Below are 12,508 nucleotides of genomic sequence, written 5' to 3'. Positions count from 1 at the left end.
GGGCCCCCCGCGCCCCCCCCCCCCCCCCCCCCCCCCCCCCCCCCCCCCGCGCCCCCCCCCCCCCCCCCCCCCCCCCCCCCCCCCCGCTGTCGTACGCGCCCGTGCCGCGAGGACTGGGTCCGGTCGCCTCGGAGTTGACGCTGTGAAGCCAGTCCGACACAACATCTGGGGGTCGCACGGCGGCCCGGCACAAGATGTATGCTCATGCTCGCTGTCGCCGCAGGGGAATCCGGTGCGAATCCGGAACTGTCCCGCAACGGTGTACGTGCGTGCGCGCATCCCCATATCCGCACGCACGGTCAGTCCGAGCACCTGCCGGCAGCGCACCCGGTCCGTCCGGCTCGGGTGCCCTGACGTCCGGGCCTCGCGGAATGGGCCGGTGGACGCGACGCGCCCCGCGCTCGTGTGCTGCCCCCTGCCCTGCGCAAGGCCCCCGCCGAGCGAGGGAGAGCCCCACGTGACCATCGCGCCAGCCGAACCGGCTTCAGCAGCCCCGGAGACCGACGGTCCCGGAGCCGCACTGCTGCGGACCCTGACCGAGCTGACCGCCGACCTCCCCGACACCGACCCCGGCCGGGTCGCCGCCGCCGCCCTGCGGGGCCGGTCCGCACGGGGGGCCGTGCCGGATGTCATCGCGGAGCTGCGCGAGCTGGCCACGGAGGCGGCCGCCGGTCTGATCTCCGAGGACCCCGCCTACTCCCGGCTGGCCGCCCGGCTGCTGACGATCGGCATCCGCGCCGAGGCCGCCTCCCAGGGCGTCACCTCCTTCACCACGTCCGTCGCCGTCGGCCACCGCGAGGGCCTGATCGCCGACCGCACCGCCGCGTTCGTGCGGCTGCACGCCGCCCGGCTCGACGCGCTGGTCGACACGGACGCCGACGACCGCTTCGGCTACTTCGGCCTGCGCACCCTGCACAGCCGCTACCTGCTGCGCCACCCGCTGACCCGCAAGGTCGTCGAGACCCCCCAGCACTTCCTGCTCCGGGTGGCGAGCGGCCTGGCCGAGGACGACACGGCGAGGTCCGTCGACGAGGTCGCCGCGCTCTACGGGCTGATGAGCCGCCTGGACTACCTCCCCTCCTCGCCCACCCTGTTCAACTCCGGCACCCGGCACCCGCAGATGTCGTCCTGCTACCTCCTGGACTCCCCCCTGGACGAGCTGGACTCGATCTACGACCGCTACCACCAGGTCGCCCGGCTCTCCAAGCACGCCGGCGGCATCGGGCTGTCGTACAGCCGCATCCGCTCGCGCGGGTCGCTCATCCGCGGCACCAACGGGCACTCCAACGGCATCGTGCCGTTCCTGAAGACCCTGGACGCCTCGGTCGCCGCCGTGAACCAGGGCGGCCGGCGCAAGGGCGCGGCCGCGGTCTACCTGGAGACCTGGCACTCCGACATCGAGGAGTTCCTGGAACTGCGCGACAACACCGGTGAGGACGCGCGCCGTACGCACAACCTCAACCTGGCGCACTGGGTGCCGGACGAGTTCATGCGGCGGGTCGACGCCGACGGGCAGTGGTCGCTGTTCTCCCCGGCCGACGTACCCGAACTGGTCGACCTGTGGGGCGACGAGTTCGACGCGGCCTACCGCGCGGCCGAGGCCGCGGGCCTCGCGAGGAAGACCATCGCGGCCCGTGAGCTGTACGGCCGCATGATGCGCACCCTCGCGCAGACCGGCAACGGCTGGATGACCTTCAAGGACGCGGCCAACCGCACCGCCAACCAGACCGCCGAACCGGGCCACGTGGTCCACTCCTCGAACCTGTGCACGGAGATCCTGGAGGTCACCGACGACGGCGAGACGGCGGTCTGCAACCTGGGTTCGGTGAACCTCGGCGCGTTCGTCGACACGACCCCCGGGGCCACCGAGGTCATCGACTGGGAGCGGCTGGACGAGACCGTCCGCACCGCCGTCACCTTCCTCGACCGGGTCGTCGACATCAACTTCTACCCCACCGAGCAGGCGGGCCGCTCCAACGCCCGCTGGCGCCCGGTCGGGCTGGGCGCGATGGGCCTCCAGGACGTCTTCTTCAAGCTGCGGCTGCCCTTCGACTCGCCCGGGGCCAGGGCGCTCTCCACCCGGATCGCCGAGCGGATCATGCTCGCCGCGTACGAGGCCTCCGCCGACCTCGCCGAGCGCAACGGCCCGCTGCCCGCCTGGGAGAAGACCCGTACCGCCCGGGGCGTGCTGCACCCCGACCACTACGGTGTCGAGTTCGCCTGGCCGGAGCGCTGGACGGCGCTGCGCGAGCGCGTCGCGGCGACCGGCATGCGCAACTCGCTGCTCCTGGCCATCGCGCCGACCGCCACCATCGCGTCCATCGCCGGTGTGTACGAGTGCATCGAGCCGCAGGTCTCCAACCTGTTCAAGCGCGAGACGCTGTCCGGCGAGTTCCTCCAGGTCAACTCCTACCTGGTGCGGGAACTCAAGGAGCTGGGCGTCTGGGACGCCCGCACCCGCGAGGCCCTGCGCGAGGCGAACGGCTCGGTGCAGTCCTTCACCTGGATCCCCGAGGACGTACGGGCGCTGTACCGCACGGCGTGGGAGATCCCGCAGCGCGGCCTGATCGACATGGCCGCCGCGCGCACCCCGTACCTGGACCAGGCGCAGTCCCTGAACCTGTTCCTGGAGACGCCGACGATCGGCAAGCTCTCCTCCATGTACGCGTACGCCTGGAAGTCGGGCCTGAAGACGACGTACTACCTGCGCTCCCGCCCGGCGACCCGCATCGCCCGCGCGGCACAGGCGCAGGCCCCGGTCCCCGTGCGGCAGCCGGCCCCCGAAGAGGCCGTCGCCTGCTCCCTCGAAAACCCCGAGTCCTGTGAGGCCTGCCAGTAATGCCGGAGAACAAGAACCTGCTCGACCCGGGCTTCGAGCTGACCCTGCGCCCGATGCGCTACCCCGACTTCTACGAGCGCTACCGGGACGCGATCAAGAACACCTGGACCGTCGAGGAGGTCGACCTCCACTCGGACGTCACCGACCTGGCGAAGCTGACGCCCGCCGAGCAGCACCTGATCGGGCGGCTGGTCGCGTTCTTCGCGACGGGCGACTCGATCGTGGCGAACAACCTGGTGCTGACGCTGTACAAGCACATCAACTCCCCCGAGGCGCGGCTCTACCTGAGCCGGCAGCTGTTCGAGGAGGCCGTGCACGTCCAGTTCTACCTGACCCTGCTGGACACCTACCTCCCCGATCCGGAGGACCGCGCCGCCGCCTTCGACGCGGTCGAGAACATCCCGTCCATCCGGGAGAAGGCCGAGTTCTGCTTCCGCTGGATGGACTCGGTGGAGAAGCTGGACCGGCTGGAGTCGGTGTCCGACCGCCGCCGCTTCCTGCTCAACCTGATCTGCTTCGCGGCCTGCATCGAGGGCCTGTTCTTCTACGGCGCCTTCGCCTACGTCTACTGGTTCCGCAGCCGGGGTCTGCTGCACGGCCTCGCCACCGGCACCAACTGGGTCTTCCGTGACGAGACCATGCACATGTCCTTCGCGTTCGAGGTCGTCGACACCGTCCGCAAGGAGGAGCCGGAGCTGTTCGACGACCGGCTCCAGGAGCAGGTCACCGACATGCTGCGGGAGGCCGTCGAGGCCGAGCTGCAGTTCGCCCGCGACCTGTGCGGGGACGGCCTGCCGGGCATGAACACCGACTCGATGCGCCAGTACCTCGAGTGCGTCGCCGACCAGCGGCTCAGCCGCCTCGGTTTCGCCCCGGTGTACGGCTCGGAGAACCCGTTCTCCTTCATGGAGTTGCAGGGTGTTCAGGAGCTGACCAACTTCTTCGAGCGCCGTCCGTCGGCGTACCAGGTGGCGGTGGAGGGCACCGTGGACCTGGACGAGGACTTCTGAGTCCGCGGTCCGCGCAGTCGGCGGTCGATCCGGCGCTCGTGGGCCAGTCCCGCGAGCGCCGGACCCGTGAGGAGGAGGAAGACGGCCAGGACCGTGAGGATGTCGGTGAGTGCGTTCATGGGGTAAGCATCGTGTGCGCACGACACTCCTGACAGTGGCAGGACTGCCGTACACCTTTGAATTCCTGCCATCCCGGGTGCACACTGGCCGCATGCTGAAGAACGTGGCCGCGGTCCTCCTCGACGGCGTGCACCCCTTCGAACTGGGTGTCGTCTGCGAGGTGTTCGGCATCGACCGCAGCGACGAGGGGCTGCCGGTCTACGACTTCGCCGTCGCCTCGGCCGAGGAACCCACCCTGTCCACCCACGCGGGGTTCACGGTGACCACGGAGCACGGGCTCGAACGGCTGGAGAGCGCCGACCTGATCGCCGTACCGGCCGGCGACGCGTACACGGCGCGGGAGTTCCCGCCCGAGCTGCTCGACGCGCTGCGCCGGGCCGTGGACCGCGGGACCCGGGTGCTGAGCGTGTGCTCCGGGGTGTTCGTGCTGGCCGCGGCGGGACTGCTGGACGGGCGGCGCTGCGCGGTGCACTGGCGGCACGCGGAGCAGCTGGCCCGCGAGTACCCGCGCACGAGCGTCGAGCCCGACGTGCTCTACGTGGACGAGGACCCGGTGATCACCTCGGCCGGGACGGCCGCCGGCATCGACGCCTGCCTGCATCTGGTGCGCAAGGAACAGGGGCCCGAGGTCGCCAACGGGATCGCCCGGCGGATGGTCGTACCGCCGCACCGGGACGGCGGCCAGGCCCAGTACGTCCAGCGGCCGCTGCCGCGTTCGTCCTGCGACACCGTGGGCGAGGTGCTCGCGTGGATGGAGCAGCACCTCGACCAGGAGGTCACCGTCGAACAGCTCGCCGCCCGCGCCCGCATGTCGCCGCGCACCTTCGCCCGCCGCTTCCAGCAGGAGACCGGCACCACGCCCTACCGCTGGATCCTGCGCCAGCGGGTGCTGCTCGCCCAGCACCTGCTGGAGGCGTCCGACGAGACGGTGGACGCGATCGCCTGGCGCACCGGCTTCGGCACGGCGGGCGCGCTGCGGCACCAGTTCGTGCGGGCGCTGGGCACCACCCCGAACGCCTACCGGCGTACGTTCCGCGGCCCCGAGGCCGCCTGAACGTACGCCGGCGCGCGCACGGTCTCACCGCGGGACGGGCTTCAGCAGCAGCCGTTGGGGACGCAGCGTGATGCCCACCCGGGTCGCGTCGACCGAGCCGGGGGCCTGCTCGAAGCGGAACCCGTCCGCGAGGACCGCCGTGACCAGCGTGAGCAGCGCCATCGAGAAGTGGTCGCTCGGGCACTTGCGGTTGCCCACGCTGAACGGCCGCATCGCGTACTTCGGGATGTCCTTCGAGCGCTCGGGGCGCCAGCGGTCGGGATCGAACTCCAGGTGCCGCTCGTAGGACCGCGGGTCGCGCTGGATCGCGTACGGGCTGTACACGATGTCGGCCCCGGCCGGAATGCGGCAGCCACCGAGTTCGGTGTCGGTGACCGCCCGCCGCGTCAATATCCATACGGCCGGACGCAAACGCATGGCCTCGATGACGACGTTGTTGGTGTGCGTGAGCTTGCGCACGTCGTCGAATGCGACGGGCCGTCCTCCGGTCACCTCCCGGACCTCGGCACGCACTTTGTCCGCCTGCTCCGGATGATCGGCCAGCACCAGCAGCAGGGACATGATCGTGGAAGCGATGGTTTCACTGCCGGGGGTGAGGATGGCGACCACCTGGTCGTGGATCTCCTGTTCCCCGATCGGGTCGCCATTGTCGTCCTTCGCCTCCAGCAATGCCGTCAGCAAATCGTCCGGCTTTTGACCGGATGCCCGGCGTTCGGCGACGATCTCGTCGACCAGGAGATGCAAATCGGCCAGCGCCCGGTTGAATTCGCGATTGGCCGGAAACGGCAGCCGGTAGAGGGGTCCGAGGGGCACCACCATCCGGTGGTACATGCCTTGGAAGACGCTGGCGAGCGCGATGCACAGCCGCTCGGCGCGTTCGTCCATGAACTGCCCGCGCAGCAGGCAGCGGGCCGCGACCCGCACCGCGATCCGGAACGACTCCGAGGTGCAGTCGATCGTCTCGCCGCCCTTCCAGCGCTCGACGAGCGCGTGCGTCTCCTCCTCCATGATCGGCCCGTAGGCGGGGATGGCGTCGAGCCGGAACGCGGGCTGGACGGTGCGCCGCTGGCGGCGGTGGAGCGCGCCGTTGGCCGTGGCCACGCCCTCCTTGCCCAGCAGGCCCTCCAGGGACTCCCACAGGGGTCCGGCGATGATGTAGTCGGGGCTCAGGGCCAGCGCCCCGGTGAGGGCCGGCGTCGTGACGGCGTACACCGTCTTGGGCCCGAGCCTGATGCGGACGACGTCTCCGTGGTCGCGCAGCTGCGCCATGAAGGCCAGCGGGTCGCGGGCGAGTCTCCAGCCGTGGCCGAGAAGCGGAATCCCGCCACCGGCCAGGGGGGGCTCACGCAGTTCCGATGCGCCGGACGTCACGGGTTTCACGGACTCGACGGTCATTTCTCACCTGTCGCTTCGTTGTTGACGTACGGGGGCGTGGACCGGTCGTCCCAGCTGTCGACCATGTAGCGGCCGGACTCGTGGTGGAACCAGTAGACGGAACTGAACCAGTTCCGCATGTTCGCGAGACAGGCGCGCACGGCGACGCCGAGTTCTTTTCCGGGAACCGTCCCGTCGGTCAGCCGGTCGGCCAGCATCAGCACGTCCTTCTCGACGACGAGGAATTCGGATATGCATTCCTCGACGCGCCGCCTGACTTCCGCGACCGCTTCTTCGAGCGTCAGTCCTTCATGGGTGACGAGACTGATTCCGAGATTGTGCACCTCGTCGCCCGCTATTTCCTTCGGGAGCGAGCAGAGGTCGTTGTACCAGGCGGCGAATTCCTGACTCAGCAGAGCCGCACGCCGATAGGCCGGGTGTTTCCGCACCGGGTCCGGGAGTTCGCGGCCCGCACTCGGTTCCAGCAGGTCCGTCCAGATCCAGTGCGCGAAGGTGAGCCGGCGCAGGGCCAGATACTCCTCCACACCCGGGACGCGCCCTGCCGCCCGGTTGTGGAATTCGCGGTCGTACGCCTCGATCACCGCGTGGAAGTGCCGGGCGAACCGCGCGTTCCACGTGTCGGGGAGGAAGGAGTACAGCCGGCCCACACTGTCCGCGAGTCCGGCGACCAGCGGATCCTGGTGCCGCAGGTGCTCCTTCGGGGAGTCGAGGGCCTCGTGCAGGCGGAGCCGCAACTCCCGCCAGGCGGCGGCCCGGCCGTGCACGACGTCACGGTCGTGCCGGTCGTCCCAGACGAAGAACCACGCGCTGTAGTCGGCGATGGCCTGCATGACCTCGTCGGGTGCGCCGAGGTAGTAGCCCGCCATCAGGTCGGTGTAGCACAAGCCGTCGGCATATTCAGCGACCTTGTCCGGGGGCATGAGTCGCCTTTCCAGCAGCCACGATCGCGTGTTCTCCTGCAACTGGGGCCAATAAGGATGCAGTTGCCGGGGAAACTCCGCCTCGACGACCGGAAGGGAGAGCGACGGGGGAACCGCGGTCACGGCCCTCACGGTCCGGTATGTGGTGCGGTATGTGGTGCTGTATGGGAAAGCTGGCACGAACAACCCCTCTCAGCCGCCGGTTGGCACACGCCCCTCCCTTCGCGCCGGGCGTGCGCCGTCGCGTATCCCGCGCTTCCCATTCAGCACTACAACTGGCCGTTCTGGGAACGGATTTGCTTCTTTCACTACCCCGACACGCCGAGAATCCCCCTTGCGCGGCCGGTTGTGGATCAGCGGACGGCGAGGGCGGCCGGCCGTGCGCCGGACACACGAACGACGCCCGGCCGGTGGTGATCACGGTCGGGCGTCGGGCGGAGGGCGGAGCGGCTCAGTCGTTGGCGACCACGGGGTAACGCGGCTCGTTCTCGGCCATCTGCCGCAGCGCGTCCTTGCGTTCGCGCTTGGAGAGACGGTCGATGTAGAGGTACCCGTACAGGTGATCCGTCTCGTGCTGCAAACACCGGGCGAAGTAGCCCGTGCCGCGCACCTTGATCGGGTTGCCCTTCTCGTCCTGGCCGGTCACCTCGGCGTAGTCGGGCCGGGCCAGCGGCGCGTACGCGGTGGGCACCGACAGGCAGCCCTCGTTGCTGTCGTCCAGTCGGCGCCGGTCCGCGGGCAGTTCGACCAGCCGGGGGTTGCAGACCACACCGGTGTGCCGGACGCCCTCGTCGTCGGGGCAGTCGTAGACGAACACCTTGAGGTCGACGCCGATCTGGTTGGCGGCCAGGCCCACGCCCTCGGCGGTGTGCTGCGAGGCGAACATGTCCGCGACGAGCTGCTGGAGTTCCTCGCCGAACTCGGTGACGTCCTTGCACTCCTTGTGCAGCACCGGATTCCCGACGACGGTGATGGGCCGCGAGGTGCCGGCGTCCCGCCAGGCCCGCTCGCGCTCCTCCGTCTCCTCGGTGTCGATGACGAAGCCCTCGTCGTCCACGGGGAGCACTCCCGCGTGCTGGTGATCGGTGTCCTGCTGCGCCATGACCGACGTATGCCTTCCTGCAACCTGGAGAAACCTGTGAGTACAGCCTAAAGGGATCCCGCTCCGGGTCTCAGCAGACCTCTTCGAGGTCCCGCCAGTCACGGGAGTCCGGGCTGTCCGCGACCCAGCCGTCCAGCAGTCCCCTCACCAGCGAGGCCGGCGCGGCCACCCCGCACTCCCGCTCGGGCACCCACAGCTGTCCGTCGGTGCGGTGACCGAGCGGCCCGGGGTGCCCCGGCTCGCTGTGGTCGTGCGGGTCGAGATGCTCGCCGTCGCCCTCGTCGGACGGCATCCGCGACTCGGAGCACATCCGGCACAGCAGCCGCACGGAGGACGACCAGTCCTCGGCGGCGAAGCCCGCGTCGGCGGCGAGCTGCTCCAGCGCGTCGCGGTCCGCCTCCGTGGCCGCCTCCAGCAGGACCACCCAGGTGGGGACGGGTGAGGGCGCCCACAGCTCGATCTCGTCGAAGACGGGATAGGAGTGCCCGACGGAGGTGGTGCGCTCGCCGTGCGGCACCCCGTCGTGCAGCACGACCTCGCCCCAGCGCCGCCCCGAGGACGGCAGCGGGATCGACAGCACCTCGGTGCGCGCGGGGTCCAGCCGCCGTCCCCACACCACCTCGGCCTCCCCTTCGGGCGACAGCCGTACGGCGGCGCTGCCCAGGTCCATGCCGAGCGGCTCGCCGGCGGCGGTGGCACCGCCCGGGACGTGCAGTCCGTAGGCCTGCCAGGAGCGCCGGGCCAGCGGCCAGTCCTGGAGGGCGGTGGCGGCGATACCGACGTTCCACCAGTCGGGGGCGCCGGTCTCCCGGTCGAGCAGGGCGACGGCACGGAGCCCCGCGGCGCGGGCCTGCTCCCAGTCGTGCCGGAACTTGTGCAGCAGGGCGAGGTTGAACCAGGACTCCGACAGCCAGGGTTCGAGGTCGGCGGCACGGGTCAGCAGCGCGCCCGCGTCCTCGTACCGACCGTCCCCGATCAGCGTGAACGCGCGGTCGGTGGCCTGCCGCCAGGAGGCGGAGGGCCGGTGCCGTCCCTTGCCGAAGATCCTCACGATTCCCGCCTGCCAGTTCCGTTCTGTGGGCTGGCCAGTGCCCCCGGACACTCTCTCCCTCGCATCCAACCACGTGTGGCTGGAGGGCCGCTCATTACCCATGGGTTACCCACCCGCGGGCAGGGTCAGACAGTCCCGCGACAGGACCCTGGCCAGGGCTTCCACCACGTCGGGGGCGTACTCCCCGCCGGCGCCCAGCCGCAGTTCCTCCAGTGCGGTCAGCGGCCCGCCGGGGCCGGCGTCGCGCACCTTCTCCTCGTAGGCGTTGACCACCCGCACGATCCGGGCGGCCGTCGGCTGCTCAGGGTAGGGGTCCGCCTGGCGTTCCACCACCGTCGCGACCCGCGCGCCCGCCCCGGTCCGGCGGACGACGGCACCGCCCAGCAGTGCGATGCGCCGCTGCTCGGCCGGCGGCAGACCGGCCGTGGCCCCGGCCGGGACCGGGTCGACGAGGCTGAGCTGACCGATGTCGTGCATCAGGGCCGCGTACTCCAGCACGGTCAGCTCCGGTTCCGTCAGGCCCAGGTCCCGGCCGACGGCCTGACTGAGCCGTGCGACCCGGCGGGCGTGCCCGACCGGGGTGTAGCCGGCGATCTCGGTGGCGCGGGCCAGCGAGGCGATGGTCTGCCGGTAGGTGGCGCGGACGGCGGCGTACCGGCGCAGGGACAGCTGGGTGAGCAGCAGCGGCACCGAGAACACCGGCAGCGCCCACAGGCCGACGACGGCCACCGCCAGCGCCATCACCGCGCCGGTCGCGCACACCGCCGACCCGATCCCCGGCACGGACCGCAACTCGTCACGGAGCAGCGGCGGGAACGGCCAGCCGGTGCGGGAGTGCGCGAGCGCGGCGGCGACGACGGCTTCGCACAGGGTGGTGAGGACGAGCAGGGCGAGCAGCAGCAGCGCGTAGGCGGGGCCGCTCCAGCGGTCGAACACCCCGCGGTTGTACAGGGGCTGGAAGCAGACGGCGGCGAACCCGGCGGCCAGCACGCGCCGGACGAGGTGGTCCAGGACGCGTCCCTGTCCCCGCGCGAGATGCGGCACGCTGCCGAGCAGCGAGGCGGCGGCCACGACGGAGACGACCTGGGCGGTCCCGTGCCGCGTGGCGTGCCCGGCGTGCTCCCCGAGCAGCGCGTACGACAGGGCGGCGGCCGTACCGAGCGGCGCGGCCCCGCGCGGCCCGGGCCCGCTCCACCGGGTCACCTCGCCGACGGCCACGAGCACCCCGAACGCGAGCGCGACCGACCGCTCCGCCAGGCCGGAACGGAGGACGGTCAGGAGGGACACCCCGACGACAAGCCCGGCGAAGGCGTGCAGCACGCGCAGGGGCCGGCAGGCGTGTGCCGTGCGGCGGCCGCTCACCGCCGGGCTCCGCGTCGTGCCGGAGCGGCTTCGGGAGGAGCCGGGGGGCCGCCCGTCGCCGGAAGCGGGGGCAGTGCCGCTCCGGGCTCGGCCGGCGGGCGCCGGACCGCCCCCGGCGGTTCCCCGGCCGCCCGCGGGCGCCCCGCGTCCCTCACCGCCGGGCCTCCGGCCGCTCGGCGAGCGGGGCCGGCGACGGGGACGGTGACGGTGGCACGGACGGTGACGGTGTCGCGGCAGGGGCCGGCGCCGGCAGGCGGGGCTCGTCGGCGGTGACGACCGGGTGCCAGCCGTCGCGGGTGATCACGCGGGTCAGCGCGGTGACCATGCGGGGGTCGAAGTGGGTCCCCGCGCACCGCTGGAGTTCCTCCAGCGCCACCCGCACGGGGCGGGCCCGGCTGTAGGAGCGGTTCGAGGTCATCGCGTCGAAGGCGTCGGCGACCGCGACCACCCGCGCCGGTTCCGGGATCTGCCCGCCGGCCAGCCCGTAGGGGTATCCGCTGCCGTCCAGCCGCTCGTGGTGGTGGAGGATCGCCGAACGGGCCTCGCCGAGGAAGGAGATGCCCCGGGTGATCTCGTGCCCGTACTCGGGGTGCAGTTCGATCACCCGCCGTTCCTCCGGCGTCAGGGGGCCGTCCTTGCGGAGCAGACGGGTGGGCACGCCCAGCTTGCCGACGTCGTGCAGGATCCCGGCGAAGCGGATGACCTCGACCCGGTCCTCGCTCATGCCCAGTTCACGGGCGATCATCGTCGAGGCCCGTCCGACGCGTTCGCTGTGCCCGCGCGTGTAGCCGTCCTTGATGTCCACGGCCTGCACCAGCGCCCGGATCGTCGCCTGATGGGCGGCGCGCTCCCGGTGGTACTGCGCGAACACCCACCAGGACACGCCCATCGGGAACAGCACGAGCAGCGCGGCGACCGGCCCGTAGGGGCTGTGCCACAGGACGGCCATCATCAGGCCGGCGAGCCCGTGCACCCCCAGGGGCGCCAGGGAGCGCGGGAACAGTCCGTGCCAGGCCCGTCGCGGCGGCAGCCCCTCGGCCAGGGCGAGCATCCCGCCGTCCAGGGCGGCGAGCACCAGGCACAGGACCAGGACGGCCGCCCCGGCCGGCAGCAGGAGGGCGGGGGTGCCGGACGCCTCGACGGCCTCCCGGCCGCCCAGCGCGTCGTGGGTGCGGGACGCGGCCCACACACCGAGTGCCAGCCGGGCGGCCCGCCACACGCGCCGCAGCGCGCCGGGGCGCTGTTCCACCGGGGACAGCAGCGCGCCCGGCAGCGGCACGAGCGCGGCGGCCGCCGCCGGCAGCAGAAAGGCCCCGGCCAGCAGGACGGGGTAGAGGGTGCCGGCGAACCGGCGGCGGGCGACGCGCTCACCGGCCGCGTACAGCGGGGCGAGCAGCAGGACCGGCCACCAGGGCGCGCGGTCCGTCGGCGGCGGGAGCAGGCAGCACACCGCGCCCAGGGCGGCGCAGACGACGTACACCCGCGCCCTTACCGGAATGCCGTCCATGTCGCCCTCCCCCGGCCACGGCTGGTCCAGGTTCCGGAGCCTAGGGTGGCGGGGGGTGGCGACGCGGGCGCATCACTCGCGGATTAGCACATTCGGGTGATGTCGGCCGGTCCCGGGGAGATACCCGGGCCGGGCGGACCCAGGTCCG

The 12,508-nt window shown here is 71.9% G+C and carries 9 protein-coding genes and 1 riboswitch; of the genes, 3 read left to right on the top strand and 6 right to left on the bottom strand.

Translation table 11 applies throughout. The features are described from left to right. The first annotated feature begins 163 nt into the window (after nt 1-163). Nucleotides 164-335: riboswitch (cobalamin riboswitch) on the top strand. 122 nt (nt 336-457) lie between these two features. From ACH4N1_RS21590 to ACH4N1_RS21580, 3 genes are all read left to right on the top strand, one after another. Beyond that, nucleotides 458-2,839, top strand: coding sequence for a ribonucleoside-diphosphate reductase subunit alpha (locus ACH4N1_RS21590; RefSeq protein WP_398099164.1), 2,382 nt, complete (start codon nt 458-460; stop codon nt 2,837-2,839). Further along, nucleotides 2,839-3,849: a ribonucleotide-diphosphate reductase subunit beta gene (locus tag ACH4N1_RS21585; RefSeq protein ID WP_398099162.1), complete on the top strand. Its 1,011-nt coding sequence runs from the start codon at nt 2,839-2,841 to the stop codon at nt 3,847-3,849. The genes ACH4N1_RS21590 and ACH4N1_RS21585 overlap by 1 nt, the downstream gene beginning before the upstream one ends. A 211-nt stretch (nt 3,850-4,060) precedes the next feature. Beyond that, on the top strand, nt 4,061-5,023 hold the full coding sequence (locus ACH4N1_RS21580; RefSeq protein ID WP_398099160.1) for a GlxA family transcriptional regulator: 963 nt from the start codon (nt 4,061-4,063) through the stop codon (nt 5,021-5,023). Between the two features lie 24 nt (nt 5,024-5,047). On the opposite strand, the gene ACH4N1_RS21575 is transcribed toward ACH4N1_RS21580, so the two are convergent. The 6 genes from ACH4N1_RS21575 to ACH4N1_RS21550 all read right to left on the bottom strand — a co-directional run bounded on the left by ACH4N1_RS21575 (nt 5,048) and on the right by ACH4N1_RS21550 (nt 12,360). Then, nucleotides 5,048-6,418, bottom strand: coding sequence for a cytochrome P450 (locus tag ACH4N1_RS21575; protein WP_398099158.1), 1,371 nt, complete (start codon nt 6,416-6,418; stop codon nt 5,048-5,050). Continuing rightward, complete coding sequence (gene cyc1, locus ACH4N1_RS21570) at nt 6,415-7,470, bottom strand: epi-isozizaene synthase (protein ID WP_398099156.1); 1,056 nt, start codon at nt 7,468-7,470, stop codon at nt 6,415-6,417. The genes ACH4N1_RS21575 and cyc1 overlap by 4 nt, the downstream gene beginning before the upstream one ends. A gap of 319 nt (nt 7,471-7,789) precedes the next feature. Further along, nucleotides 7,790-8,440 carry a peptide deformylase gene (gene def, locus ACH4N1_RS21565; protein ID WP_382784501.1) on the bottom strand — a complete coding sequence of 217 codons (651 nt, stop codon included), beginning with the start codon at nt 8,438-8,440 and terminating at the stop codon, nt 7,790-7,792. Nucleotides 8,441-8,510: 70 nt separating this feature from the next. Next, a complete protein-coding gene (locus ACH4N1_RS21560; RefSeq protein WP_398099153.1) occupies nt 8,511-9,491 on the bottom strand; it encodes a tetratricopeptide repeat protein in 981 nt (326 codons plus the stop codon). 105 nt (nt 9,492-9,596) lie between these two features. Further along, the gene (locus tag ACH4N1_RS21555) at nt 9,597-10,853 is read right to left on the bottom strand and encodes an HD-GYP domain-containing protein (RefSeq protein WP_398099151.1); all 1,257 of its coding nucleotides are present in this window, start codon (nt 10,851-10,853) and stop codon (nt 9,597-9,599) included. A gap of 151 nt (nt 10,854-11,004) precedes the next feature. Further along, the gene (locus tag ACH4N1_RS21550; RefSeq protein ID WP_398099149.1) at nt 11,005-12,360 is read right to left on the bottom strand and encodes an HD-GYP domain-containing protein; all 1,356 of its coding nucleotides are present in this window, start codon (nt 12,358-12,360) and stop codon (nt 11,005-11,007) included. Between the last annotated feature and the right edge of the window lie 148 nt (nt 12,361-12,508).

Source organism: Streptomyces sp. NPDC017202 (assembly GCF_044331705.1).
Lineage (GTDB): Bacteria > Actinomycetota > Actinomycetes > Streptomycetales > Streptomycetaceae > Streptomyces.
Note: the sequence above shows the minus strand (reverse complement) of the source record. Positions and strands in the feature narration are given on the sequence as shown.